Here is a 26,925-nt window from a genome sequence, read left to right as displayed (position 1 = left end):
GTCGTGACGCCGACGGTGCGGGTCGTCGTGCTCAACTTCGACGGCGGGCAGATGACGCTCGACTGCCTGGATTCGATCCGCGCCACGGAATGGCCGGCAGATCGCCTGGACGTGGTGCTCGTCGACAACGGCTCGCTCGACGACGTCGCCGAGCGCGTGCGCGCCGAGCGGCCCGAGGTGACGGTGCTCGAGCCGCTCGCCAACCTCGGCTTCGCCGGGGGCTGCAACCTCGGCATGCGCGCTCCGGGCGACTACGACTTCGTGGCCCTGCTCAACAACGACGCCGTCGCCGACCCGGGGTGGATCCGCGCGCTCGTCGACGCCGCCGGTGACGACCCGCGCGCCGGAGCGATCAACGCCAAGCTGCTCTTCGACGGGCGTTACCACGACGTGCGCGTCGAGGTCTCCGGTGCGGCGCGGCACGGCGGCGATCCGCGTCTGCTCGGTGTGCGGGTGAGCGGGGCTCGACTCGACGGCCGGCGTATCGACGACCGGCTCGTGTTCGACGAGGGGTTTTACGGGGCGGAGCCCCCGCACCTTCCCGACGCCGAGGAGATCGCCCGGTGGTCGTCGGCCAGGGGCAGCGTGCGGGTGCGCTCGGACGGTTCCACCCCGTCGACGCTCTCGCTGCGCCTCTCCGCGCTCGGTCCGCGCACCGTGAAGCTGGAGAGCGGCGGGTGCACCACCGAAGTGGAGGTCGGCCCCGTGGCGGTCTGGGCCGACGTGGCGCTCGACCCCGAGGTGGTCGACATCGTCAACAACGCCGGCTCCAACCTGTACGCGGGCGGGTTCGGAGGAGACCGGGGCTTCCTCGAGGTCGACCGCGGCCAGTACGAAGAGCGCGCCGACGTGTTCGCCTGGTGCGGGGGAGCCGTGCTGCTGCGCCGCGCGTACCTCGACGAGGTGGGCATGTTCGACGAATCGCTGTTCCTCTACTACGAGGACACCGAGCTGTCGTGGCGGGGCAGGCTGCGCGGGTGGCACTACCTGTACGAGCCGCGGGCTGTCGTGCGCCACCGCCACGCGGTCTCGTCGGGGGTCGGCTCGCCGACGTTTCGGTACTACACCGAGCGCAACCGGTTGCTGGTGCTGGCCAGGCACGCCCCGGCGCGCCTCGCCCTGCGCTCCGGCGCAGGCGAGCTGCGCCGTTTCGTCGCCGCGCACGTGCGCCATTACGTGCTGCGCCCGCTCACGTTGCGGCTGCCGGTGCGGGCCGAGGTCGCGCACCGGCGTCGCGTCTTCTTCGGCTACGTGCGCCTGCTGCCGCGGATGCTCGCTGCCCGTTGGGCGCCGGGGCGCACGGTGCCGCGCCGCTCCCTGATGAGCTGGATGGTCGAGAAGTGGTGAGCCGCAGACGGATCGCCGTCTACGACCTGTACTGGGAGACCTACGGCGGCGGAGAGCAGGTGGACGGCACCATCGCCCAGGTGCTGGCCGAGGACGGCCACGACGTGACGCTGCTCGGCCCGAACCCGCCCGACGTGGGGCGCACGCTGGAACGCCTCGGTGTCGACCTGTCGGCGTGCGACTACCGGCGCGTCACCGACGACGCCGAAGCCTCAGCGGCGAGCGCGGACTTCGACGTGTTCGTGAACGGCACCTATCTCAGCAGGTGCGAGAACCGCGCCGCTCTCGGCTACTACTACGTGCACTTCCCGCAGTCGCCGCCGACGCGACTCGACGCGGTGCGCAACCGCGTCGCGATCGGCGGGGTCAAGGCGCTCTCGCTCGTTCCCGGAGAGCTCCCGTTGCGCCTGCGCGAGGTGCAGGCCGGCTTCGACCGCCGCGTCCAGCGGACCCATCACCTCGCCAGCTACCGCCGGTTCTTCGCCAACTCGGCCTTCACGGCACGCTGGACGGAACGTCTCTGGTCGGTCCCCGCCGAGGTGCTCTACCCGCCGGTGCGCCCGATGGCCGAGCCCGGGCCGAAGAGCCCCACGATCCTGAGCCTCGGTCGCTTCTTCGACCCGGCGTTCGGCCACAGCAAGAAGCAGGCCGAGCTGCTGGAGGCCTTCGGCACGCTGGAGCGGGCGGGAGCAGCGCCGGGGTGGGAGCTGGCGCTCGTCGGTGGCTGCGACGCGACCAACCGCGAGTACGCGCTCGCTGTGCGCCGCGCCGCGCTCGGCAGGCCGGTGCAGGTCCATGTCAACGCGCCGGGCGCCCTCGTGGCGCGACTCCTGCGCGAGTCGTCGGTGTACTGGCACGGGGCCGGGTTCGGCGAGGATCCCGACCGCCACCCGGAACGCTTCGAGCACTTCGGCATCGCGCTCGTCGAAGCGATGGCCGCTGGCGCGGTACCTGTCGTCTACGGCGCGGCAGGCCCGGCGGAGATCGTGCGCGACGGTGTCGACGGCCGTCACTGGCATTCCGTCGAAGAGCTGGTGGCGATCACTGCGGGCCTTGTCGCGAACCCGGCCGAGCTGGCCAGGCTCGGTGCGGCAGCGCGGCTGCGCGCGCTCGACTTCGGTGTCGACCGCTTCCGCCGTGAGCTGACCGCCGCTCTGGAAGCCGACCTTGCCGGGCTCTAGCGGCGGTCCTTGACGCACTCCCACGTGGCGAACTGGTGGCCGGGCAGGAACCCGAGACGGTGTGCCAGCTCCTCGTCGGCGACGACGGTGAGGTCGCGGGGGCGGGCGTGCTCCACGAGCGAGGCGAGGTCGAACCCGTCGCCGAAGTCGGCCGGTACGGGCACCCGGGCGGTCAACAGGTCGGCGAACGCGGTCGTGACGAGCACCGTCGTGCGGAGCCCGGCGTCGCGCAGGCTGTCGGTGAGGTCCCACCCGAAGTGCCAGAAGACCGGCGTGTCGTCGGCGTGGAACTCCGGCTTCGACGGCGGCACCGTGACCCCCTCGCACAGGGGCACCTGTAGGTACATCCGACCTTCGGGGGCGAGGACACGGGCGATCTCGCGGATGGCGTCTCCCGTGACAGGCACGTGCTCGAGCACGTGCGGGGTCAGCAGGACGTCGACCGAGCTGTCGGGCAACGCGATCTGCTGGAGGTCGATCTGGATGTCGGCGCGGTGCGCCGAGAGATCGAAGTCGCTCGCCCGGTAGGCGAAGTGGCGGCGCATCATCGCGCGGTACTCGCCGCCGAGCCGGGGGCTCGTCTCGAGCACGCGCTTGCCGCGCGGGCTGCTGTTGCGGGAGAGGAAGCAGTGGAGCAGGAAGCGGTCACGGCCGATGGCGCCACAGCGCGGGCAGGTGGCCGCCTCGACGTGGGCGCCACCGAGGAACTCCTCACCGTGCCAGCGACAGATGTTGCAGTGCACCTCGTCGGCCAGCTCGTCGCGGCCCGGAGGCGCCCACGGCGGGCGGTCGACGTTCCACCACTCGCCCGGGCGCGCCGCCAGCCCGACTGCTCGGGCTGCTGGGCGCAATGCCCGACGCAACGGTTCGGGCATCGCCGACCCCACGGCGCGCAGGCCGTCGCGCACGCGCTCGGTGAGGGACATGGGGGCGAGGCTAGTTGGGGCTCAGCCGAGCGGCCGGTCCTGCTTGTCGAGCATCTGCGCCTTCTGGGCCTTCTTCCACGCCCGCACCTGCACGAGGGCGTCCGGGCCGTCGATATCGGCCACGGAGCGGGGCCGGTCGTCGCCGAACCGTCCTGCCGCTTTGCGCCAGCCGCGGGGCTGCACGCCCATGCGCTTGCCGAGCAGCGCGACGAAGATGCGCGACTTCTCCTCGCCGTAGCCGGGCAGCGCGCGCAGCCTGCGGTACAGCTCCTCCGCGTCGTCGACGCCCTTCCAGACGTTCGCGCCCCTGCCCGCGTAGTCGGCGACCAGCACCTTGCACAGGTCGTGGATGCGCCGTGCCATCGACGCCGGGAAGCGGTGGATCGCGGGCACCTCGCGCGCCACGACGACGAGGTCTTCGGGGTCCATCGCCGCGATCCGCTTCGGGTCGAGGTGACCGAGGCGCTCACGCAGCTTGGCGGGCCCGGCGAACGCGAGCTCCATCGGCACCTGCTGGTCGAGCAGCATCCCGATCAGCAACGCCGTGCCGTCGCGGTTCAAGAGCCCGTCGGCGCTGCGTTGCCCGGTGATGTACAGCGTTCCCGTAGGCACGGTGCCCACGATAACGACGTCTGGCGTCCCCGCTCAGCCGACGAAGGGGTCGGCGCCGTCGGGGTCGATGCCGTAACGACCGATCGCCTCGGCGACGACGTGGTGCCCGATGGCGCCTTCGCGCACGAGTCCCTCGAGCACGGCGACGACGACGCTCGGTGCGTCGACCTCGAAGAACCGGCGCAGGGCCTCACGGGTGTCGCTGCGTCCCATCCCGTCGGTGCCGAGGGGGATGAACGTGCGCTCCGGCAGGAAGCGCGCGACCTGCTCGGGCACGATCTTCATGAAGTCGGTGACGGCGACGATCGGCCCGGGTGCCTCGCGCAGCAGCTTGGCCACGAGCGGGGGGGTCGGCGCGATGCCCGGGTGCAGGCGGTCGTGGCGCTCCACGGCGAGCGCTTCCTCACGCAGGGCCTTGTACGAGGTTGCCGACCACAGCTCGACGCCGACGCCGAAGTGCTCGGCGAGCTCGACGGCGGCCTGCCGCGCCGCCGCATGCGCGCTGCCGGAGAACAGCACCGTCGCTCGGTGGGCGGTGCCTTCCGGTGCGACGGCGAAGCGGTACAACCCGGCGAGGATCGCCGCGTCGAGCTCGCCGTCGGTGCCGGTCACGGTGGGGTCGGGCTTCCCCGGCATCGGATAGTTCTCGTTGTACAGCGTCAGGTAGTAGTAGACGTCGGGGTCGGGATGGGTGCCGCCGTACATGCGGGTCAGGCCACGGTCGACGATCGCGGCCACTTCGTAGGCGAAGGCCGGGTCGTACGCCTGGCACGCGGGCACCGTCGACGCGAGTACGAGGCTGTGGCCGTCTTGGTGCTGGAGGCCTTCACCGAGCAGCGTCGTGCGCCCGGCGGTGGCGCCGAGCAGGAAGCCGCGGGTGCGTGAGTCCGCGGCCTGCCACAGCAGGTCGCCGACGCGCTGGAAGCCGAACATCGAGTAGAAGGAGTAGAAGGGCACCATCGGTACGCCGCGGTTCGCGTAAGAGGTGCCGGCCGCGATCCAGCTCGACGCGGCGCCCGCCTCGGTGATGCCTTCTTCCAGGATCTGGCCGTCCTTGGACTCGGTGTAGCTGAGCAGCAGATCGTGGTCGACGGGCTGGTACTTCTGTCCCTGCGAGGCGTAGATCTTCAGCTCGCGGAACAGTGAGTCCATCCCGAAGGTGCGTGCCTCGTCGGGCACGATCGGCACGACACGCGCGCCGAAGTTGTCGTCCCTCGCGAGGTTGCGCAGCAGCCGGGTGAAGCCCATCGTCGTGCTGACCGACTGGGTGCCCGAGCCGGCGTCGAACTCGGCGAACACCGACCTGTCGGGCATCGAGAGCGCGCGGCGTGTACGTACCACGCGCGTGGGGAGCGCTCCGCCGAGGGCCTTACGGCGCTCGACGAGGTACTGGTACTCGATCGAGTCCTCGCGGGGGCGGAAGTAGGGCGGCACCGGCCCCTCGAGCGCCTCGTCGGGGATGTCGTCGTGCAGGTACAGCCTGTCGCGCAGCGCGCGGATCTGGTCGGTGGTCATCTTCTTGATCTGGTGCGTGGCGTTGCGGCCCTCGAAGCCGGCACCGAGCGTCCAGCCCTTGATCGTCTTGCAGAGCAGCGCCGTCGGGCGCCCCGAGCCGAGGTTCTCGGCGGCGGCGCGGTAGGCGGCGTAGAGCTTGCGGTAGTCGTGGCCGCCACGGGGCAGGTTGCGCAGGTCGTCGTCGGAGAGGTGGGCGACCATCTGGCGCAGTCGGGGGTCGGGGCCGAAGAAGTTGTCGCGGATGTAGGAGCCGGGTTCCACCGAGTACCGCTGGAACTCGCCGTCGACGGTGGTGGTCATCTTGTTGAGCAGCACACCGTCTTTGTCCTGGGCCAAGAGCTCGTCCCAGCGCGAACCCCAGATCACCTTGATCACGTTCCAACCGGCGCCGCGGAACACGGCCTCCAGCTCTTGGATGATCTTGCCGTTGCCGCGCACTGGGCCGTCGAGGCGCTGCAGGTTGCAGTTCACGACGAACACGAGGTTGTCGAGCTGCTCGCGGGCGGCGAGCGAGAGCGCGCCGAGGGTCTCGGGCTCGTCGGTCTCGCCGTCGCCGAGGAACGCCCACACCCTGCTCGCCGACGTGTCGTCGATCTGGCGGTTCTGGAGATACCGGTTGAACCGGGCGTGGTAGATGGCCGTGATCGGGCCGAGCCCCATGCTGACCGTCGGGTACTCCCAGAAGTCGGGCATCAGGCGTGGGTGCGGGTAGCTCGACAGGCCCTTGCCGCCGCGGCCGATCTCGCGGCGGAAGTGGTCGAGGTCGTCCTCGCTCAGGCGGCCCTCCATGTACGCCCGCGCGTAGACGCCGGGCGCGGCGTGGCCCTGGAAGTAGACGTGGTCCCCGGGCGTGCCGTCGTCCTTGCCGCGGAAGAAGTGGTTGAAGCCGATCTCATACAGGCTGGCCGAGCTGGCGAAGGTGGACAGATGGCCACCGAGGCCGTCGTGGGCCTTGTTCGCCCGGATCACCATCGCCGCGGCGTTCCAGCGCACGAAGCGCCTGATCCGGCGCTCGATGTGCTCGTCGCCGGGGAACCACGGCTCGAGCTCGCGGGGGATGGTGTTGATGTACGGGCTCGACACCGTCGCCGGGAAGCTCACCTGGCTCTCGCGCGCTCGTTCGAGCAGGCGTGACAGCAGGTACCGGGCACGGGTCTTGCCGTGGATGTCGATGACGGCGTCGAGGGAATCGAGCCACTCGCCGGTCTCCTCGGGATCGGTGTCGGGGAGCTGGTGCACGGATCCGTCGAAGATCATGGGGTCAAGTCAACCACTGCTACCGAGTGGTAACCGGCCGATGGCATGCTTGCCGGATGCCCGCTCCCGGATCGCCTGCGCCGACCGTCGTCTACACAGACGGCGCCTGCTCGGGCAACCCCGGGCCGGGCGGCTGGGCATGGGCCGTCGCCCCTGCGGGGTCGCCGAGCGGTGCCGGCGGTGAGGCGCGCAGCACGAACCAGCGCATGGAGATCCGCGCGGTGCTCGAAGCCCTCCGCTCGCTCGACGGTGAGCTCGTGATCGTCTCCGATTCCACCTATGTCGTGAACTGCTTCCGCGACAAGTGGTGGGCGCGGTGGCAGGCCAACGGATGGCTCAATGCGAAACGCCAGCCGGTGGCGAACGTCGACCTCTGGAGACCGCTGATCGAGCTCTACCACGAGAGGCGCCCCGAGTTGAGGTGGGTGAAGGGGCACAGCGGCGACCCGATGAACGATCTCGTCGACAGGCTCGCAGTCGTCGCGGCCGCAGGCCCGTTCGACGCCTGACCTCCATCGCGCGGTGAGGGTTTGTAGTGTCACCCAACGTGGCTCGACGGGCGCCCGGCGCGGCAATGACGAGGATCGCGCGGCTGGCGACGGCCGCCGTGCTCGCCGCGAGCGGGGTCGCCGCGGTCGAGATCGCCTCGCCCAGTCCCGCGGCCGGCGCCCCGGGCGACCCGAACGAGATCGTGGCGCTGGTCCTCGAGGGCTACGGCCACGGCCACGGCCGGGGGATGAGCCAATGGGGCGCCTACGGCTGGGCCACCGAGGCGCGCTGGAGCTGGCAGCAGATCCTCGCCCACTACTACGGCGACACCACGCTCACGCCGGCGGTGGCGGCGGACTACGCGGGTGTCCGCACCGGGCGGATGACGGTGCGCCTCGTCGGTCTCGACGACAAGCAGACCGCGGTCGTGTCGACGGTCGGGACTGCGCAGTGGTCGGGCGCGCCGGGACGCAATTTCGGGAGCCTCGTCGCGCGGGAGGTGCCCGGCAGCCAGCGCGTCTACGACGTGTGGGGCTCTACCGCACCCTCTTGCCCGTCGGGCTCCGATCCCCTCGACGGCTCCGGCACGTCGATGACCGTGCCCAGCGTGACGCTGCGCGTCGGCGACTCCGGGGCCGACGTCGCCGCCGTACAACGGTTCCTCGACCGCTTCGGGTTCGAGCCCGGCGGCATCGACTCCCGCTTCGGCCCGATGACCGAGGCAGCCGTGAAGCGGTTCCAGACCGACGCCAAGGCCCGTGGCTGGTACGGCGGGGCGATCGACGGGGTGTGGACGGCAGCGCTAGCGAGCGCGGCCAAGAAGCTGATCGCCGAGGCCGACGAGGACGCCACGTGGCAGTACCTCGGGCGCTCGCCGGTGGCGCCGGCGGGTGAGCCGGCGGTGGTGTTCACCACGCCGGGGGGCGATTCGTCGAGCACAGCCGTCAGCGGGCTCCTCGCCGCCTGCCAGCCGGACGGCTCGATCGCCTACTACCGCGGATCGATCTTCGCCGCCAACGGCACCGACGGCGAGAACCGCACCGTCAACGACGTCCCGATCGAGTCCTACCTGCAGGGCGTCGTCCCTCGCGAGGTGTCCGCGATCTGGGCCGACGCGGCCGGCGGGGCCGGAGCGAACGCCGTGCGGGCCCAGGCAGTCGCGGCGCGCTCGTACGCATTGGCGCAGGGGGCGGGCACCAGCTCTCGACGCCGCTACTCGTACGCGAAGACGTGCGACACGCAGTCGTGCCAGGTGTACGGCGGGGCGGGGGCGCGCGCATACGTCGGCGCGTCGCTCCAGGTGCGTGAGGATTCCCGCACGAACGCCGCCGTCGCCGCCACCGCAGGGATGGTGCTGAAGCGGGGTGGGGTGGTGATGTCCACCGAGTTCTCGGCCTCGAACGGCCTGCGCACCGCAGGGGGTGCGTTCCCCGCCGTCGACGACCTCGCCGATGCGATCCCCGCGAACCCCAACCATCGCTGGACCCGCGTGCTCGACGCCCACGAGGTGGCCCGCCGGTACGACCTCGCCACCCTCACGCAGGCGACGACCGAGCCCGATCCGGGGCTGCTCGCGCTCGGCCTGGAGGGGGGCTGGGCGAGGCGCGTGCGCCTCGGCGACGGGGTCTCGTCGAAGCCGCTCGCGAGCTGGGACTTCCGCGGCGTCTACGGCCTGCCGTCGGCGAACTTCACGATCACCGTCGTGCGCCGTGGCCGGGCGAACGTCGACGCCGCGTTCATCGGTGACTCGGTCGGCGAGAGCATCACCGCCGGGTCGACTGCTGAGCTGCCGACGCTCGTCGACGGAACGTTCGCCACCCTGCGCATCGACGCCCGCTCCAACCGCTGCACCGTCGGCAACTGCAGCGGCTCGGTACCGAACGGCGTCGCTGCCGCCAACGCTCTCCCGGCTGGGGTCGACCTGGCGGTGGTGCAGCTCGGATACAACGACTGGCCGACGGACTTCGCCGGCGAGATCGACCAGATGATGGCTGCGCTCGCGGCGAAGGGCGTTCGCCAGGTGGCGTGGGTGAACCTCTCCGAGCGGCGCATCGCCACCGGCGGGGTGCCGTTCTACCGCCCGGCGAACGAAGCGCTGAGCGCGGCGCGCAGCCGGTGGCCGAACCTCACCGTGCTCGACTGGAACGCGGCGAGCAGCGGCCCCGACCGCAACCGCTGGTACACCGACAACGTCCACCTGTCGAGCACCGGCCAGGCCGAGTTCGCCCGGTGGGTGCGCGATCGGATGCTCGCGCTCGCCGGTGTCACGCCCCCGGACCCGCCGGTCGACCCGCCCCCGACCGGGCCGGTCAAGCTCGGCGCGGGGGAGACGTTGCGGTTGCCGGTGGCGGGGGTGGAGGGTGTGCCGTCGTCTGGTGTGTCGGGTGTGGTGTTGAACGTGACGGTGGTGGATCCTGAGGCGGCTGGGTTCGTGACGGTGCATCCGTGTGGGTCGTCGTTGCCGGATGCGTCGAGTTTGAACTTCGTGCGTGGTCAGACGGTGCCGAATGCGGTGGTGGCGCCGGTCGACGGTACGGGTGAGGTGTGTTTGTGGTCGTCGGCGGCGACGCATCTGTTGGTGGACATGTCGGGTTGGTTCCGTTCGGGGTTGACGACGCGGGTGCCGGTGCGGTTGCTGGACACGCGGAGCGGGTTGGGGCCGGTGGCGGCTGCTGGGCCGCGGGTGAGGGTGCGGGCGGGGGAGACGTTGCGGTTGCCGGTGGCGGGGGTAGAGGGTGTGCCGTCGTCTGGTGTGTCGGGTGTGGTGTTGAACGTGACGGTGGTGGATCCTGAGGCGGCTGGGTTCGTGACGGTGTATCCGTGTGGGTCGTCGTTGCCGGATGCGTCGAGTTTGAACTTCGTGCGTGGTCAGACGGTGCCGAATGCGGTGGTGGCGCCGGTCGATGGCACGGGTGAGGTGTGTTTGTGGTCGTCGGCGGCGACGCATCTGTTGGTGGACATGTCGGGTTGGTTCCGTTCGGGGTTGACGACGCGGGTGCCGGTGCGGTTGCTGGACACGCGTAGCGGGTTGGGGCCGGTGGCGGCTGCTGGGCCGCGGGTGAGGGTGCGGGCGGGGGAGACGTTGCGGTTGCCGGTGGCGGGGGTGGAGGGTGTGCCGTCGTCTGGTGTGTCGGGTGTGGTGTTGAACGTGACGGTGGTGGATCCTGAGGCGGCTGGGTTCGTGACGGTGTATCCGTGTGGGTCGTCGTTGCCGGATGCGTCGAGTTTGAACTTCGTGCGTGGTCAGACGGTGCCGAATGCGGTGGTGGCGCCGGTCGATGGCACGGGTGAGGTGTGTTTGTGGTCGTCGGCGGCGACGCATCTGTTGGTGGACATGTCGGGTTGGTTCCGTTCGGGGTTGACGACGCGGGTGCCGGTGCGGTTGCTGGACACGCGTAGCGGGTTGGGGCCTGCTCCGGGCTGACGCCTAGCCTCGGCGCCCATGGATCTGAACGGAGCAAGTGCGATCGTCACCGGTGGCTCGTCTGGGATCGGCGCCGCCTCTGCCCGCCTCCTGGCTGCCAAAGGCGCGAAGGTGGTGGTGGCCGACCTGCAGGAGGACAAGGGTCGGGCCCTGGCCGACGAGATCGGTGGGGCGTTCTGCAAGGTCGACGTCACCAACACCGCCGACATCGTCGACGCGGTGGAGATGGCGAAGTCGATGGGCCCGCTGCGGGTGCTCGTCAACTCCGCCGGCATCGGCTGGGCGCAGCGCACCGTCGGCAAGGACGGCACGTACGACTCGGCGGCGAACCTCGACGCGTACAAGCGCGTCATCGCGATCAACCTCGTCGGCACGTTCGACTGCATTCGCATCGCGGCCACTGCGATGAGCCAGACCGAGCCGCTCGCCAACGGTGAGCGGGGCGCGATCGTGAACATCGCATCGGTCGCCGCGTTCGACGGTCAGATCGGCCAGGCGGCGTACTCCAGCTCCAAGGGTGGAGTGGTCGGCATGACGCTGCCCGTCGCGCGCGACCTCGCCGCCGTCGGGGTGCGGGTGAACACGGTCGCCCCCGGCCTGATCGACACGCCGATCTACGGCGAGGGTGACGCCAGTTCGGCCTTCAAGGAGAACCTGCAGAAGGGGGTGCTCTTCCCCCAGCGCCTCGGTGCCCCCGAAGAGCTCGCCTCGGTGGTGGTCGAGTGCGTCACGAACAGCTACCTGAACGCCGAGACGATCCGCGTCGACGGCGGCATCAGGATGCCCCCGAAGTGACCCTCGACGCCTACTGCTAGGTGGTGTAGTCGGCGTTGATGCGCACGTAGCCAGCGGTCAGGTCGCAGCCCCACACCGTGGCCGCGGCCTCGCCGGTGGCGAGGCTGACGTGGATGCGGACCTCGTCGCCGCGCAGGTACTTGCTCAAGCGCGCGAGCCCCGCGGCATCCACCTGCTCGGGGTAGACCTCCTGCGCGCCGAAGCGGATCACGACCCGATCGGGGTCGATGTCGTCGTCGTCGCTGCACTTGCCGACGGCCATCGCGATCCGGCCCCAGTTCGGGTCGGCACCGTGGACGGCGGTCTTGACGAGGGGGGAGTTGACGATCGACTTCGCCACCCGCTTGGCCTGTGCCGCGTCGCGTGCTTGGTCGACGAGCACCTCGACCAGCGTCTCCGCGCCCTCGCCGTCGCGGGCCACCTGCTTGGTGAGCGACAGCGCCACCGCATGGAGGGCGGCCTCGAACGCGACGGTGTCGACCGGCCCGGCGGCGCCGCTCGCCAGGACTACCGCGGTGTCCGACGTCGAGGTGTCGGTGTCGATGCTGACGCAGTTGAAGGTGCGCTCGATCACCCGCCGCAGCACCGCGTCGAGGGTGGTCGGCTCGATCTCGGCGTCGGTGAACAGCAGGGTGATGAGTGTGGCCATGTCGGGCTCGATCATGCCGACGCCCTTGGCCACGCCGACGACGCGGGCCGGGCCGTCGCCGACCGTGGCGGCAGCGGTCTTCGCCACCGTGTCGGTGGTCATGATCCCCCGCGCGACGGCCTCGGCGTCGTTGCCGGGCAGCGGCACGGGTAGCCGGGACAGGCCGGAGCGGACCTTGTCCATCGGGTACTGGCGCCCGATCACCCCGGTGGAGGCGAGCAGCACCTCCGACGGCGCGCAGCCGAGCCTGCGCGCGACCGTGGCCACTACCTCTTCGGCGTTCGCCTTGCCCTCTGCGCCGGTGGCGACGTTCGCGTTCTTCGAGATCACCACCACGGCTCGGGCGCGCAGGTCGCGCAGGTGCGCCCTGCTGAGCACGACGCTCGGGCCGGCGAAGCGGCTCTTCGTGAACACCCCTGCCGCGGCGCAGGTGTGTTCGGCGGCGACCACCACCAGGTCGTCGGTGTCGTCTTTCAGCCCGAGGTTGGTCACGTGGCTGGAGAACCCCGCGGGGAGCGTGAGCGTCACGGCAGCGGTCGCCTCACTTGGCGAAGTGGGCGTCCAGGCGCTCCAGCGTCGCGACCATCGAGCGCTCGTTGCGCTTGGCGGCCCGCATCAGGCGCAGCACCCAAGGTGCGCGTGAGGTCCTCATGTCGAACTGCTCGGTCACCTCGGTGCCGCCGTCGACGGGCTCGAGGATGTAGCGCCAGATGTGGCCGCCGTAGTGGCGCCACGCGATCTGGCGCGGCTCGTCGAACTCGACGACCTCGTTCGTCACCTTGTACGGGGCGCCGATCTTCATGCTCATCCCGAACTTGGCGCCGAGGCTGAGACGGGCCGGTGCCGAGTCGGCGGCGCTCTTCACCGAGCCGGAGCCGTCGATGAGCGAGTGCTGGCGGGGGTCGGCGAGCAGGTCGAAGATCTGCTCCGCAGATGCGGGGACCACCCGGGACACGGAGATCACGTTCGGGTCTGTCGGCTTGGTGCTCACCGGGCAATCATGGCCCACGCGCGGGGGTCGGCGGACACCGTCAGCGCTTGCCGAGCACCGCGCGCAGGGCGCCGTCGAGCTCGGGGTGCTCGAAGGTGTAGCCACTCGCGCTGAGCACGGTGGGCACCACCTTCTGCCCGGTGAACAGCAGGTTCGTCGCCAGTTCGTCGCCGAGCAGGAGCTTGGGGGCGAACCTCGGGACGGGCAGGAAGGCCGGCCGGTGCAGCACCCTCGCGAGGGTGTGGGCGAATTCGGCCTGGGTGACCGGCGCCGGCGCGGTCAGGTTGACCGGGCCGCGGACGTCGGAGCGAAGCAGGTGGACGATCGCGCCGACCTCGTCGTCGATCGTGACCCAGCTCTGCCATTGGCGCCCCGAGCCCAGCTTCCCGCCCAGGCCGAGGCGATACAGCGGGAGCTGCTTGCGCAGCGCCCCGCCCTGCTTGCTGAGCACGATCCCGCTGCGGATGTGCGTCACCCGTACACCCGCGGCCTCGGCGGGGCCGGTCGCGGCCTCCCACTCACCGCACAGCTCGGCGAGGAAGCCCTGGCCCGGCGGGCTCGACTCGTCGAAGGTCTCCGTCTCCGACGAGCCATAGATGCCGATCGCGGAGGCGGAGACGAGGGTGCGCGGCGGTCGTTCCAGCTCGGCGAGGGTGCGGGCGACGAGGCCGGTGCCGAGCAGTCGGCTGTCGCGCAGCTCGCGCTTGTACTCCGGCGTCCAGCGGTGGTCGCCGATCCCGGCGCCGGCGAGGTGGACGACGGCGTCGGTTCCCTCCAGCGCCGCGGCCTCGATCGTGCCCCGCGCGGGATCCCAGGTGACGTCGCCCGGCGCCGGGTCGCGACGCACGATGCGGCGCACCGTGTGCCCGTCGCCGCGCAGTCGCTCGACGAGCGCCGAGCCGATCAGCCCGGTGGCGCCGGTGACGGCGACTGTCAGCGACGAAGTCGCCACTTCAGCCGACGACCACAGGGACGGAGGTGACGACGGTGTGCGGGCGGTAGAGCAGGCGGGCCTTCAGGGCGAGCGCGGCCTGGCCGTGCAGCCACTGCGTGGCCAGGCCGGTGACGGTCTCGGGGATGACCACGGTCAAGATGTCGTCCTCGTGCTCGGCGTCGAGCTCGTCGAGGTAGTCGAGCACCGGCCGGGTCAGCTCCCGGTAGGGCGAGGACACCGTGTGCAGCTCCACGGGGATGTCGTGGTCGTCCCAGCTCTGCCGCAGAGCTGCCTCCTCCTCGGCGTCTTGCACGACCGACACCGCGATCAGGCGCTCCGGGGCGAGGCTGCGTGCGTAGTGCAGGGCGTGGAGCGTGCCCTTGTTGACCGACCCGACGAGCACCACCACGTAGTGCGTCGGCCGGGTGGTGCGGTACTCGGTGGTGACCGTGACCGCCTCCTTCACCCGGCTGTAGTGGCGCTTGATCGCGCTGAACACCGCCACCTGCACGAGGATCACGAACACCGAGATCCACGCCCCGTCGGTGAACTTGACGACGATCACGATGCCGGCGACGAGCGCGGTGGCTACGGCGCCGATCGCGTTGACCACCATGTGGGCCTGCCATCGCGGCTCGCGCTCTCGCCAGTGGTGCACGCACATGCCGGTCTGGCTGAGCGTGAACCCGGTGAACACCCCGATCGCGTACAGCGGGATGAGGGCGGTGACGTTGCCGCGGAAGGCGATCACGAGCACGATCGCCATCGCCGCCAGGAAGATGATGCCGTTCGAGAACACGAGCCGGTCGCCGCGGTTCGTGAACTGGCGGGGCAGGTAGCCGTCGGCGGCGATGATCGACGACAGCCTGGGGTAGCCGGCGTAGGCGGTGTTGGCCGCGAGGATCAAGATCGCGAACGTCGCGAACTGGGTGACGAAGAAGCCGACGTTGCGCCCGCCGTAGACGTGCTCGGCGAGCTGGGCGAGCACCGTCTGGGTGATGTGGCCCTCGTGGTCGGCCACCGGCTCGAGGTGCTGGGCGAGCACCGACAGGCCGAAGAAGCACGAACCGAGGATCACCGCCATCCACACGAGCGTCGTGGACGCGTTCTTGCTCTCCGGCTTCTTGAAGACCGGTACGCCGTTCGACACCGCCTCGACCCCGGAGAGCGCCACCGCCCCGGAGGCGAAGGCCTTCAGGAAGAAGTAGACGCCGACGGCGCCTTGTCCGGCGAGCAGCTCTTGGGAGATCGGGTCGCTGTGGTCGATCGGGCCGAGGTCGCGGAACCACACCCGGTACATCCCGACGACGATCAGCGTGATCAGGGCGAAGATGTAGAAGTAGGTCGGCGGTGCGAAGAGCGCGCCCGACTCGCGCAGCCCGCGCAGGTTGGCGAGGGTCATCAGCACGATCGCCGCGACGCACATGTGCACGCGGTAGTCGGCTAGGTCCGGGAACGCGGACACGATGGCGGCGATGCCGCTCGCGACCGAAACGGCGACGGTGAGGATGTAGTCGACGAGCAGAGAGCCACCGGCGACGAGCGAGGGGTAGCGACCGAGGTTCTCCTTCGAGACCACGTACGAGCCTCCGCCGCTCGGGTAGGCGTGGATCGTCTGGCGGTAGCTCGAGGCCACGATGGCGAGCAACACGATGACGATGATCGAGATCGGCACCAGCTTGGAGAACGCCGCGTATCCCGCTCCGGCGAACGAGAGCAGGACGATCAGGATCTCCTGCGTCGCGTATGCGGTGGACGAAACCGCATCGCTCGCGAACACCGGCAGCGCGACCTTCTTCGAGATGTGCTGCTCGTGCTCTTCGGCGGAGGCGATGGGACGCCCGATGAAGACTCGCTTCAGAATGGGGAACATAGGGAGGCGCCCGCACAGTAGCCCTAGCGTTAGGGTGCCAAGGCAGCCACGAGGACGAACGAAGGAGACCGAGGGTGCATGTCGTGATCGTCGGATGCGGCCGTGTCGGGTCGTCGCTCGCCCTCGGCTTGCTGGAGGCCGGGGCCAGCGTGGCCGTCGTCGACCGGCGTGCCGAGGCCTTCGAACGGCTCGGCAAGGCCTTCGGCGGCGCCGTCGTCGAAGGGGTCGGCTTCGACCGCGACGTGCTCACGGCGGCCGGCATCGAAGGCGCCGTCGCGGTGGCCGCGGTGACGAGCGGGGACAACTCGAACGTGCTCGCCGCGCGCGTGGCGCGGGAGACCTTCGGCGTGGAACGCGTGGTCGCCCGCATCTACGACCCGCGCCGGGCCGCGGTGTACCAGCGGCTCGGGATCTCCACCGTGGCCACCGTCGCGTGGACCACCGAGCAGATCTTCCGCAGGGTGCTGCCGAGCGCCGATGCGGTCGAGTGGGTCGACGCCAGCGCGAGGGTGTCGCTGGTCGAGCGTTCGCTCGGTCAGGGTTGGGTGGGCCACCGCGTGGCCGACATCGAGGTCCCTGGCCAGGTGCGCGTGGTCACGGTGACCCGCCTCGGCCAGGCGATGCTGCCGACGCCCGACCTGGTCGCCCAGGTCGGCGACGTCGCCCACCTCGCGGTGGCGGTGACGGCGATGCCCACGCTGGCCGAGCTGCTGGCGGGTCCCGGGAGGAGGCACTGATGAGGGTCGTAGTGGCTGGGGGCGGGAGCGTGGGCCGCTTCATCGCCGAGCAACTGGCTGGTGGAGGTCACCACGTGACGCTCATCGAGCGCGACGCGTCGGTGCAGCGTCATCACGCCGAACTGTTCGACAAGGTCGGTATCAGCTGGGTGCGCGGCGACGCCTGCGACATCGGCGTGCTCGCCGGCGCCGGCATGTCCGAGGCCGACGTGGTGGCCGCGGCCACGGGAGACGACGAGGACAACTTGGTGATCTCGCTGCTCTCCAAGCAGGAGTTCGGCGTGCCCCGTGTGGTGGCCAGGGTGAACAACCCGAAGAACGAGTGGATGTTCGACGAGAGCTGGGGCGTCGACGTCTCGGTCTCGACCCCCCACCTGATCACGGGCATGGTCGAGGAGGCGGTCAGCATCGGCACGTTCGTTCGCCTGCTCTCGTTCGAGGGCGGCCGGGCCAAGCTGTCCGAGGTGACTCTCGCCGCCGGCTCGCCGGCTCTCGATCGCGAGATCGCCGGGCTCGGCTTCCCCCGTGACGCCACGGTCGTGGCGATCATCCGCAACGACCGCGTCGTCGTGCCGCGCGGCGACACGTTGCTTCGTGAGGGTGACGAGGTGATGGTGCTCGCCACCACCGAGGCCGAGCCCGAGGTGCGCGCGACGCTGATCGGTCACTGAGCGCGCTCGCGCCCTGCCGAATCGGGGTTGTTCAGGGAAGCAGCGTGTAAGCGGGGTTGACGAGCGCGGGACGGCCCTTGTCGAGCCGGGCCACGCCCTCGAACACCACGGCCCTGCCGTGGTCCATGCCGGCGATGGCCCGCCGGCCGGTGAACAGCGCCGTCGCGTCGGCGGTGCCGTCGGTGATCACGATCTCGACGGTCGGTACTCCCGAGCGTGGCGCCATGTGGACCCGCTTCACCTCGCCCCCGACCCGCACCGGTTTGCGCAGCGGGCAGTCGGCTATCGGCGTCACGTCGAGTCCGGTGAACCGGTCTTGCAGGCGCTGTGCGTCGAGCTCGGTGGCGCTCGCCCGCAGGCGCTTGCCTAGGTCACGCCACGCCATCGGTGTCTCCGCGGGAGGCTCGTGATCGCATGGCAGGCATCGTACGGCCAGCCGTAGGCTCGGCGGCCGGATGAAGACCCGAAACCTGCTCCTGCTCGCCGTCGGGTGCGGCCTCGCGATCCTCCTCGCCGGAGGCGTCAAGCTGTTCCAGATCGGTTCCAGCGACTCACCGCCGCCGCCGCTCGAGCTCGGTCTGCCGGGCACCATCGGCGACATGACCATCACCCCGCTGCATGCCGAGCTGGTCGGCGACACGCTGAGCGTGGCGGTCGAGCTGCAGGGCGTCGACGACCCCGACGGAGCGACCTCGTTCTGGCTCGCCGCGGCCGGCTCGCGCCTCGACCCGGTTCCCGGAGCGCCGGACGCGTGCAGCTCGACGTCGGCGGCCGAGCCGACACGTTGCACGCTCACCTTCGACGTCACCGACGTCGGCGGGCAGCGGGTGCTCATCTACGAACGGACGGTGTCCGAACGTGAAGATCGTCTGCGGTGGTACGTCCGCCTCCACGAAACCGAAGGCTGAGGACGTCCCGCTACGGTGTCAGCCGCAGCGCCCTGGAGGCGCCTGAACTGCGGGAGGTGGTCCAAACGGCCGAGCAGCACGACCAGTACGACCTCGTGGTCATCGGTGGTGGCCCCGGGGGCTACGGCGCCGCTCTCTACGGCGCCTCGGCCGGCCTGCACGTCGCGCTGGTCGAGCGTGACGCGCTCGGCGGCACGTGCCTCAACCGCGGCTGCATCCCGGCCAAGGCGTTCCTCGAGACGGCGTCGGTGTTCCGCCACGTCGCCCATGCCGGTGAGTTCGGCGTCGTCGCCTCCAGCCCTGCGATCGAATTCGCCGTCACCCAGGAGCGCAAGCGCAAGATCGTCGCCGGGCTGGTGAGCGGCGTCGCCGGGCTGTGCAAGGCCCGCGGTGTGACCGTGTTCTCGGGCACCGGCATGCTCGGTGCCGATCGGACCGTGTCCGTGCACATGAACGACGGTGGCTCGGCGGTGCTGCAAGGCACGAACGTGATCCTGGCCTCGGGCTCGGTGCCGCGGCTGATCCCCGGTTTCGAGCGCGGCGGGCCGATCCTCACCTCCGACGAGGTGCTCGATCTCGACTACGTGCCGGGCCGGGTGGCGGTGATCGGTGGCGGAGCGATCGGCTGCGAGTTCGCGTCGACGTTTGCCGACCTCGGCGCGAAGGTGACCATCTTGGAGGCCCTACCGAAGGTGCTGCCCGGGCTCGACTCCGACGTCGCCGCGGTGGTGGTGCGCTCGTTCGGGAAGAAGAAGATCGACATCCGCACGGGCGTGATGGTGCAGGGCCACCAGCCGACCGGCGCGGGGTCGACCGTCGTGCGCTACGGCGAGGCCGATTCGGTCGAGGTCGACGCCGTCGTGGTGTCGGTCGGGCGACGCCCGTTCCCCGACCTGCTCGGGCTGGAGGGCACCGCGGTGAAGGTGTCCGAGCGCGGCTTCGTCGAGGTCGACCAGTGGTGTCGCACCGGTGAACCGGGGGTGTACGCCATCGGCGACCTCATCGACACACCGCAGCTGGCGCACGTCGGCTACGCCGAAGCGATCCTCGCGGTGAAGGACGCGCTCGGCGAGCAGCCGCTGCCCGTCGCGTACGACAAGGTGCCGTGGGCGATCTACTGCCACCCGGAGGTGGCCTGGGCGGGCATCGGCGAGGACGCCGCCCGTGAGGCCGGGCTCGACGTCGTCGTGGCCAAGCACCAGTTCCGCGGCAACAGCCGGGCACGGATCATCGGCGAGCTCGACGGGCTGGTGAAGGTCGTCGCGAAGAAGAACCCCGACGGGTCGGCGGGGCAGGTGCTCGGCGTCCACATGGTCGGGCCCTGGGTCACCGAGCAGCTCTCCGGGGGCTACTTCGCCGTCAACTGGGAGGCGACCGTCGACGAGGTCGCCGAGCTCATCCAACCCCATCCGAGCCTGAGCGAGCTGTTCGGTGAGACGATGCTCTCGCTCACCGGACGCAGCCTCAACGCCTGATCGCTACCATGCACGATTCGAGAGACGGAGCTTCGCCATGGCCGACGTGACCCTCCCCCAGCTCGGTGAAACGGTCACCGAGGGCACCATCACCCGCTGGTTCAAGCAGGTCGGTGACACCGTCACTGCCGACGAGCCGCTGTTCGAGGTGTCCACCGACAAGGTCGACACCGAGGTGCCCTCGCCGGATGTCGGGCACGCTCACCGAGATCCGCGCCGAGGAGGGCGACACCGTGCCGGTCGGCGCGGTGATCGCGGTGGTCGGTGACGCGCCGAGCCCATCGCCGCCCGAGCCCGCACCCGCTCCCGAGCCGGCAACGGCTCCCGAGCCGGCAACTGCTGCCGAGCCGGCAACTGCTCCCGCTCCGCCTCCGCCACCTGCGCCCGCTGCACCTGCGCCTGCTGCACCGGCGCCTGCACCTGCGGCACCGGCGCCTGCTGCACCTGCACCTGCGCCTGTGCCGGCACCGCCGCCCGCGGCCGAGCCCGCACCGGCACCGGCTGCGGAGGCCGGCACCGATCAACGCCTGCTGTCCCCGGTGGTGCGCCGCCTGGTCGGCGAGCACGGGCTGAACCCCGACGACATCGCCGGCACCGGCCCAGGTGGGCGGATCACGCGAGAAGACGTGCTCGACCACATCGACGCGAAGGTGTCCGCCCAGCCCTCGACGCCGCCTGCACCCGCGCCCCCGCCGGCCCCCGCTCCGGCCCCGGCACCCGCTCCGGCACCCGCTCCGGCCCCGGCCCCCGCACCGGCTCCGGCAACCGCTCCTGCTCCGGCACCCGCTCCGGCTCCGGCTCCGGCTCCGAGCGTCGCGTCCGGCGAGCGTGACGAGCGCGACGACGTCGTCGCGCTCTCCAAGATCCGCAAGCTGACCGGGGCGCACATGGTGATGTCGAAGTCGGTCAGCCCACACGCGTTCAGCGTGGTCGAGGTCGACTACGCGAACGTCGACCGCACCCGCACGGCGCTGAAGGACGAGTGGAAGGCGAGCGAGGGCTTCGGGCTCACGTACCTGCCGTTCATCGCCCGTGCCGTCGTCGACGCGCTCGCCGACTACCCGCACCTCAACGCAACCGTGACCGAGGACGAGCTCGTCGTGCACTCCTACGTCGATCTCGGCATCGCCGTCGATCTCGAGTTCCAGGGACTGCTCGTGCCGGTCGTGCGCAGCGCCGAGTCGAAGCGCCTGCGCGCGATCGCGCGTGAGATCAGCGACCTCGCCTCACGTGCCAAGAGTCGCCGGCTGAGCCCCGACGAGATCCAGGGCGGCACGTTCACCATCTCCAACAACGGCTCCGCCGGCTCGGCGTTGACCATGGCGATCATCAACCAGCCGCAGGTGGCGATCCTGTCCACCGATGCCATCGTGCGCAAGCCGGTGGTCGTCGAGCTCCCCGACGGCTCCGAGAGCATCGCCATCCACCCCGTCGGCCACCTGGCGATGAGCTGGGACCACCGAGCCTTCGACGGTGCCTATGCAGCAGGGTTCCTCGTGAAGGCGAAAGAGCTGCTCGAGACCCGCGACTGGTCCGCAGAGCTCTGACCACCATGCTGCGCGTCCGTTGGCTCGGGCGGGTCGCGTATCGCGAGGCCCTCGACCTGCAGACTGCGCTCTACGACTACGGCACCGATCAGCACCTGCTGCTGCTCGAGCACCCGCACGTGTTCACCCACGGTCCGCGGTCCGATCTGTCCGCCAACCTGCGCTGCGACCCGGGCGCGGTCGGCGCCGAGCTCGTCGCCGTGCGCCGGGGCGGCGACATCACGTACCACGGGCCCGGACAGCTCGTCGGGTACCCCATCCTGAACGTCGGCAACAGCCTCGGCGCGGCGGCTCACGTGCACGGCGTCGAGCAGCTGGTCATCGACACGCTGACCGAGCTCGGCCTGCCCGACGTCGGCCGCCTCGACCAGTACCCAGGGGTGTGGGTCGAACCGGCAGGCCCGAACGCCCGCAAGATCTGCGCCATCGGCGTCAGGCTGGGTGGCGGGCGCACGATGCACGGCTTCGCGCTGAACGTCGCGCCCGACCTCACCTACATGCGCGAGCACATCGTGCCGTGCGGGATCGGTGACCGCCCGGTCACCTCGCTCGCCGAAGAGGGTGTCGGGTGCTCGATGCGTGAGGTGGTCGACGTCGTCTCCCAGCTCGCCGTCGGCCGCTTCGGGGCCGGATCGGGCGAGCGTCAAGACGTGGCCTGGCGCCACCTGCCGAGCGACCTGTCCGCGTTCTCGCGGGGCGAGCACGACGTGGCCCCGGCGCGCGGGGAGCGCCGCCTGGCCGAGGCGGGCGTCGTCGGCGGCCTGACCGTGGCCACCCGCAAGCCGGAGTGGCTGCGCCCGAGGGTGCGCCACGGAGCCGAGGTGCTCGAGGTGCGGCGGACCCTGCGCGACCTCGACCTGGTCACGGTGTGCGAGGAAGCGGGTTGCCCGAACGTCTCGGAGTGCTGGACCGACGGCACGGCCACGTTCATGGTGCTCGGGGAACGCTGCACTCGGGCGTGCGGCTTCTGCCTGGTCGACACGCGCAAGCCCGAACCGGCGGCCGCCGACGAACCGCACCGGGTCGCGCAAGCAGTGGCGCGCATGGGGCTCGAGTACGCGGTGTTGACGATGGTGGCGCGCGACGACCTGCCCGACGGCGGGATGGCCCACGTCGCCGAGTGCGTCCGCGCCATCCGTCGGACGCGGCCCGACACCCGGGTCGAGACGCTCGTCTCCGATGCGCGCGGCGACCGGGAAGCGCTCGACGTGCTGTTCGACAGCCGCCCCGACGTGTTCAACCACAACATCGAGACCGTGGCCCGACTGCAGCGCTCGGCGCGCCCTTCGGCGGGCTACGCCCGCAGCCTGGGCGTCCTCGCCCGGGCGAGACGAGCCGGGCTGACGACGAAGAGCGGGCTGGTCGTCGGGATGGGCGAAGAGCCCGAGGAGGTGATCGGTTGCCTGGCCGATCTCGCCGGCGTCGGGGTGAGCATCGTCACCATCGGTCAGTACCTGCGCCCGACCTCACGTCACCTACCGGTGGCCCGTTTCGTGCACCCCGACGAGTTCTCGGCCTGGGCGACAGCCGGTGAGGCGCTCGGGATCGGTCACGTCGAAGCGAGCCCGCTGACGCGCTCCAGCTATCACGCGCGCAAGCTGCTGCCCACGTCACCTAGCCCGGCGGGCCCTTCCGGCGAACGCGGCGAGGCTGAGCGCAAGCGCGGCCACGGTGATGAGGGCGGTCATCGCCGCCGCACCGGGAGCGTCGTCGCGGTCCAGCCAGGCGGTCACCGCAAGGACGAGCGTGGCCGCGAGCGAGACCGCGACCACGAAACGGGTGCCGCGCCAAGCCATGGCGATCACGGCCACCGGCAGCACGAAGGGCACGAGCATCACGGGCAGCATCTGGCGGTCGGACTCGTGTCCGAACCACCACACCGGCCGCCCGGACACCTCTCCCGCGCCGGCAACGATGAACAAGCAGACGACGAGGGCCACCCAGCCGACGGCGAGCACGGTCCGCCAGGCATAGATCACCTGGCCCGGTCGTAAGGCGGTCGTCGGGGGCACGGACATCGGTGTCCCAGGGTAGTCAGGCAACGTCGACGCGCGATGTAGGTAGCCTGCGCCGCCGTGTCCGGTGCGCACTTCGACAAGCTGTCGGTGTTCTTCCCGATGTGGAACGAGGAGGAGTACATCGACCGCGCTCTCGCGGCCGCCCGCGAGACATGCGCGATGCTCGTCCAGCACGGCGAGATCGGCGACTACGAGCTGATCGTGGTGAACGACGCGTCGACGGACGAGACCGGGCGCATCGCCGACCGCATCGCCGCGTCCGACCGGCACGTGTCGGTGGTGCACCATCCCGTGAACCGCAAGCTGGGCGGCTCGATCAAGAGCGGCTTCGCCGCGGCCACCGGCGACATCGTGCTCTACACCGACGCCGACCTGCCCTTCGACATGGACGAGTTGGCCCGCGCCTGCCGGCTGATGCGCCACTACGAGGCAGACATCGTCTCCGCGTACCGCTTCGACCGCACCGGCGAGGGGTACGTGCGCACCGTCTACTCGAGCATCTACAACGGTCTCGTCCGGGTGCTCTTCGGCGTACGGATACGTGACATCAACTTCGCCTTCAAGCTCTGCCGGCGCCGTGTCTTCGACCACATCACGCTGGTCAGCGAAGGATCGTTCATCGACGCCGAGCTCGTGATCAGGGCCGACAAGCTCGGGTTCCAGACCGTGCAGTTCGGTGTCGACTACTTCCCGCGCACGCGGGGCGTCTCCACCTTGTCCTCACCCTCGGTGATCGTGAAGATCCTGCGTGAGATGCGTGACCTGCGCCGTGAGCTGCGCGCGATCACCCCCGTCGCAGGGCGTTCCTGAAGGGAAATCCCGACTCCGCGGCGATAGGTTCTGAGCGCCGGTTTGACGAGGAGGGCTCCGTAGGTGGACATGCATGGCAGGGGCAAGTGGACGCCCGCCATCGCCGCCGCCGCGGTTTTCGGCTCGGTCGTGCTCGCCGGCGCCCTCGGTGGAAGAGGTGGCGACGACGCCTCCGGCAGCACCACCTCCGGGGCGTCGGGCACCACCCTGACCGCTCCCACCAGCACCTTGCCCCAGGTGGGGACCGTCGCCACCACGGCACCGATCGTGAAGACGGCGCTGTCGGGCACCCTCGCCGCCGGATCGATGGGCGACGAGGTGCGCCGTGTGCAGGAGCGTCTCGCCGAGCTCGGCTTCGACCCCGGCCTGCCCGACGGTGACTTCGGGCTGCGCACCGAGCAGGCCGTGTGGGCCTTCGAGAAGCTCGTGATGGAGGTTCCCCACGCCGAGGCGACCGGGCGCGTCACGAACGAGATGTGGTCCCGCATGCAGGACCCGATCGTGATCCAGCCCCGCCGGACGAACTCCACCCCCAACCACACCGAGATCTACCTCCCCGAGCAGGTGCTGGCCGTCTTCCACGACAACGTCGCGGTGCTGGTCACCCACATCTCCTCGGGTAGCGGTGAGGAATGGTGCGAAGAGGTCACGATCGCTCCGGGGGAGTACGGCAACGAACGAGGCACCGAGCCGCTGAAGCGAGGTGAGTGTGGTCGCTCGGTCACCCCGGGTGGTGTCTTCAAGTTCGACCGCAAGCGTGAGGGCCGTCGCGAAAGCGCCCTCGGGGGGATGTACGACCCGGTCTACTTCAACTACGGCATCGCCGTCCACGGTGCCGGCGACGTGCCGCTGAAGCCGGCCTCGCACGGCTGCATCCGCATCCCGATGCCCATCTCGGAGTACTTCCAGGAGATCGTCGCGCTCGGTGACCAGGTGTTCGTGTGGGATGGCGAGTTGCAGCCGGAGGAGAACGGCTCCCCGCCGCCCATCTTCAACTGGCGCGATCCCACCTACACCACGACCACCTCGTCGACGACGAGCACCACCACAACGACGGCACCACCGGCCACCACCACCCGGCCACCGGCGGCCACCACCACCCGGCCCCCTGCCACGAGCACCACCACCACGACCTCCGCCGCGCCCACCACCGCGCCGGCGGACAGCGAGCCGCCCGCCGAGCCCTGAGGCCGGACGCGTGCCTAGGGGCGCGCGGTCACCTCGACCCCGACATCGAGCACCTCGGCGAGCAGGCCGGTGCGCTCGCTCGCCGCGTACACCTCGAGCTCGGTGTCGGTGCCCGCGCCGGCCACCACCTCGATGCGCAAGGTGCGATCGTTGCGGGTGACCACCAGTGCCTGCACGCGCCCGTCGTGGCTGCGGTCGAGGCCGATCGCCACGCGCAGCACGCCGGCGAGCACCTTCACCCGCCGTTGGTCCTCGGCGGCGAGCTGGGCGAACTCGGCGTGGCTCGGCTTCGGCGCGCTCTTGCGGTGGTACCGAGCGACGAGGGCGATCAGCTCGATCTCGCGATCGGTGAAGCCGACCAGCTCGGAGTTGCGGATCACGTAGTACGAGTGCAGGTGGTGCTTCGAGTGCGAGATCACCAGGCCGACGTTCGCGAGCAGCGCCGCGGCCTCGAGCAGATCCCTGCTCGCGTCGTCGAGCCCGTGCAGCAGCTGGGTGGCGTCGTAGAGCTGGAGGGCGAGGTTGCAGATGTGCGCCGAGTGCCGCACGTCGTCGTCACAGCGTTCGGCGAGCTGGCGCACCGAGCGCCGCGCGACGTCGCGCAGCTCGTGGGCGCCGCGCCCCTGCATGCGGCCGATGGTGTCGAGCAACACCCCTTCGCGCAGCGCGTACTCGCTGAACGTGAAGCCGCTGATCCCGAAGGTATCGGCGACGCCTTCCAGGATCAGCGCTCCGGCGAGGACGATGTCGGCCCGCCCGGCGTCGAGCCCGGGCACACGCCGGCGGGCGGTGACCGACTGTGCCTTGGCCAGGCTCTGCACCACCCGTTTCAGCTCGGCGGTCGTGAACTCGAAGCAGTTGAACGTGCGCGGCTCGTCACCACCTCGTGCCGCGAGCACCATTCGCGCGGTCGCCTCGGCGGTACCCGACGACGCCACCGCGAGGTCGTGGCCCACGTCGGCCACCTCGCGCTCGATGACCGCCAGCGACGAGCGCACGTGCTTGCGGCAGGAGCTGACCGCACTCGGGTGCAGGCGGGCTCCCGGGAAGAAGCGGTCGGTCAGGCGGACGGAGCCGAGCTTGAAGCTGCGGGCGAGCAGGGTCTCGCCGTGCTCGCCGACGAGCACCTCGGTCGAGCCGCCGCCGATGTCGACGAGCAGCAGCCGCCTGTCGAATGCCGGGACGGCCTGCAGGACGCCGAGGTGGATCAGACGGGCTTCCTCGATGCCGGAGATCACCTCCACCTCGACGCCTGCCTCGCGGGCGCGGGTGGTGAACTCCTCGGCGTTCGTGGCCTCGCGCACCGCGCTGGTCGCGACAGCCCTGACTGGTGCGCCGAAGCTGTCCGCGATGCGTTTCATCCGTCCGAGCGCGGCGATGCCGCGTTCGACGGCCTCTGCCTCGAGCGCCTTCATGTCGCCGCCGCCGTGACCGAGACGGACCATCTCCTTCTCGCGGGCGATGACCTCGAACCCGCCCTCGGCGGTGAGCCTGGCGACGAGCAGGTGGAAGCTGTTGGTGCCGAGGTCGAGCGCGGCCAACGTGGCCGGCGGCTCGGGGGAGGTGCTCATCGCGTGC

The 26,925-nt window shown here is 70.6% G+C and carries 20 protein-coding genes and 2 pseudogenes; 13 read left to right on the top strand and 9 right to left on the bottom strand.

What is annotated here, in order from left to right:
* Positions 1–3: 3 nt before the first annotated feature.
* The gene (locus tag IPM43_03765) at positions 4–1,347 is read left to right on the top strand and encodes a glycosyltransferase family 2 protein (GenBank protein QQS25503.1); all 1,344 of its coding nucleotides are present in this window, start codon (positions 4–6) and stop codon (positions 1,345–1,347) included.
* Positions 1,344–2,528 (top strand): glycosyltransferase, encoded by a 1,185-nt coding sequence (locus tag IPM43_03760; GenBank protein QQS25502.1) that lies wholly within the window; start codon positions 1,344–1,346, stop codon positions 2,526–2,528. Before IPM43_03765 ends, IPM43_03760 begins: the two co-directional genes overlap by 4 nt.
* Here the strand turns inward: IPM43_03760 and IPM43_03755 are convergent.
* The 3 genes from IPM43_03755 to aceE are packed head-to-tail and all read right to left on the bottom strand — an operon-like array spanning position 2,525 to position 6,838.
* Positions 2,525–3,454: a methyltransferase domain-containing protein gene (locus tag IPM43_03755; GenBank protein QQS25501.1), complete on the bottom strand. Its 930-nt coding sequence runs from the start codon at positions 3,452–3,454 to the stop codon at positions 2,525–2,527. The genes IPM43_03760 and IPM43_03755 overlap by 4 nt on opposite strands.
* Before the next feature lie 21 nt (positions 3,455–3,475).
* Positions 3,476–4,066 carry a Fe-S cluster assembly protein HesB gene (locus tag IPM43_03750; protein ID QQS25500.1) on the bottom strand — a complete coding sequence of 197 codons (591 nt, stop codon included), beginning with the start codon at positions 4,064–4,066 and terminating at the stop codon, positions 3,476–3,478.
* A 33-nt stretch (positions 4,067–4,099) separates the two neighbouring features.
* Complete coding sequence (gene aceE, locus IPM43_03745; protein ID QQS25499.1) at positions 4,100–6,838, bottom strand: pyruvate dehydrogenase (acetyl-transferring), homodimeric type; 2,739 nt, start codon at positions 6,836–6,838, stop codon at positions 4,100–4,102.
* 56 nt (positions 6,839–6,894) lie between these two features.
* On the opposite strand from aceE, the gene IPM43_03740 reads away from it, so the two are divergent.
* The 3 genes from IPM43_03740 to IPM43_03730 are packed head-to-tail and all read left to right on the top strand — an operon-like array spanning position 6,895 to position 11,546.
* Positions 6,895–7,347: a ribonuclease HI gene (locus IPM43_03740; GenBank protein QQS25498.1), complete on the top strand. Its 453-nt coding sequence runs from the start codon at positions 6,895–6,897 to the stop codon at positions 7,345–7,347.
* Positions 7,348–7,385: 38 nt separating this feature from the next.
* Complete coding sequence (locus IPM43_03735; protein QQS25497.1) at positions 7,386–10,751, top strand: peptidoglycan-binding protein; 3,366 nt, start codon at positions 7,386–7,388, stop codon at positions 10,749–10,751.
* A gap of 18 nt (positions 10,752–10,769) precedes the next feature.
* The gene (locus tag IPM43_03730; protein ID QQS25496.1) at positions 10,770–11,546 is read left to right on the top strand and encodes an SDR family NAD(P)-dependent oxidoreductase; all 777 of its coding nucleotides are present in this window, start codon (positions 10,770–10,772) and stop codon (positions 11,544–11,546) included.
* A 16-nt stretch (positions 11,547–11,562) separates the two neighbouring features.
* Here IPM43_03730 and argJ read toward each other — a convergent pair whose 3' ends face one another.
* From argJ to IPM43_03710, 4 genes are all read right to left on the bottom strand, one after another.
* Positions 11,563–12,723, bottom strand: coding sequence for a bifunctional glutamate N-acetyltransferase/amino-acid acetyltransferase ArgJ (gene argJ / locus IPM43_03725; protein ID QQS25495.1), 1,161 nt, complete (start codon positions 12,721–12,723; stop codon positions 11,563–11,565).
* A 13-nt stretch (positions 12,724–12,736) separates the two neighbouring features.
* Entirely contained in the window at positions 12,737–13,159 is a 423-nt protein-coding gene (locus IPM43_03720; GenBank protein QQS26319.1) for an SRPBCC family protein, read from the bottom strand.
* 67 nt (positions 13,160–13,226) lie between these two features.
* Positions 13,227–14,123 (bottom strand): TIGR01777 family protein, encoded by an 897-nt coding sequence (locus IPM43_03715; protein ID QQS26318.1) that lies wholly within the window; start codon positions 14,121–14,123, stop codon positions 13,227–13,229.
* A 16-nt stretch (positions 14,124–14,139) separates the two neighbouring features.
* The gene (locus IPM43_03710) at positions 14,140–15,993 is read right to left on the bottom strand and encodes an APC family permease (GenBank protein ID QQS25494.1); all 1,854 of its coding nucleotides are present in this window, start codon (positions 15,991–15,993) and stop codon (positions 14,140–14,142) included.
* 74 nt (positions 15,994–16,067) lie between these two features.
* Between IPM43_03710 and IPM43_03705 the strand changes: the two genes are divergently transcribed.
* Both IPM43_03705 and IPM43_03700 read left to right on the top strand, forming a co-directional pair.
* Positions 16,068–16,730 (top strand): TrkA family potassium uptake protein, encoded by a 663-nt coding sequence (locus tag IPM43_03705; GenBank protein QQS25493.1) that lies wholly within the window; start codon positions 16,068–16,070, stop codon positions 16,728–16,730.
* Positions 16,730–17,401 carry an NAD-binding protein gene (locus IPM43_03700; GenBank protein QQS25492.1) on the top strand — a complete coding sequence of 224 codons (672 nt, stop codon included), beginning with the start codon at positions 16,730–16,732 and terminating at the stop codon, positions 17,399–17,401. Before IPM43_03705 ends, IPM43_03700 begins: the two co-directional genes overlap by 1 nt.
* 31 nt (positions 17,402–17,432) lie before the next feature.
* On the opposite strand, the gene IPM43_03695 is transcribed toward IPM43_03700, so the two are convergent.
* Positions 17,433–17,786 carry an OB-fold nucleic acid binding domain-containing protein gene (locus IPM43_03695; GenBank protein QQS25491.1) on the bottom strand — a complete coding sequence of 118 codons (354 nt, stop codon included), beginning with the start codon at positions 17,784–17,786 and terminating at the stop codon, positions 17,433–17,435.
* Between the two features lie 70 nt (positions 17,787–17,856).
* On the opposite strand from IPM43_03695, the gene IPM43_03690 reads away from it, so the two are divergent.
* The 6 genes and pseudogenes from IPM43_03690 to IPM43_03665 all read left to right on the top strand — a co-directional run bounded on the left by IPM43_03690 (position 17,857) and on the right by IPM43_03665 (position 25,347).
* A complete protein-coding gene (locus IPM43_03690) occupies positions 17,857–18,309 on the top strand; it encodes a hypothetical protein (protein QQS25490.1) in 453 nt (150 codons plus the stop codon).
* Between the two features lie 56 nt (positions 18,310–18,365).
* Complete coding sequence (gene lpdA, locus IPM43_03685; protein QQS25489.1) at positions 18,366–19,784, top strand: dihydrolipoyl dehydrogenase; 1,419 nt, start codon at positions 18,366–18,368, stop codon at positions 19,782–19,784.
* Between the two features lie 37 nt (positions 19,785–19,821).
* A pseudogene (locus IPM43_03680) lies at positions 19,822–21,331 on the top strand (2-oxo acid dehydrogenase subunit E2).
* Positions 21,328–22,926 (top strand): annotated as a pseudogene (gene lipA / locus IPM43_03675) (lipoyl synthase). Before IPM43_03680 ends, lipA begins: the two co-directional pseudogenes overlap by 4 nt.
* Before the next feature lie 522 nt (positions 22,927–23,448).
* Entirely contained in the window at positions 23,449–24,159 is a 711-nt protein-coding gene (locus tag IPM43_03670) for a glycosyltransferase family 2 protein (GenBank protein QQS26317.1), read from the top strand.
* 63 nt (positions 24,160–24,222) lie between these two features.
* Positions 24,223–25,347, top strand: a complete 1,125-nt coding sequence (locus IPM43_03665) for a murein L,D-transpeptidase (GenBank protein ID QQS25488.1) — start codon at positions 24,223–24,225, stop codon at positions 25,345–25,347.
* A gap of 14 nt (positions 25,348–25,361) precedes the next feature.
* Here the strand turns inward: IPM43_03665 and IPM43_03660 are convergent, their stop codons facing one another.
* Positions 25,362–26,918, bottom strand: coding sequence for a Ppx/GppA family phosphatase (locus IPM43_03660; protein ID QQS25487.1), 1,557 nt, complete (start codon positions 26,916–26,918; stop codon positions 25,362–25,364).
* Positions 26,919–26,925 lie beyond the last annotated feature (7 nt).

The sequence above is a fragment of the Actinomycetota bacterium genome, assembly GCA_016700055.1.
Lineage (GTDB): Bacteria > Actinomycetota > Acidimicrobiia > Acidimicrobiales > Ilumatobacteraceae > Kalu-18.
Note: the sequence above shows the minus strand (reverse complement) of the source record. Positions and strands in the feature narration are given on the sequence as shown.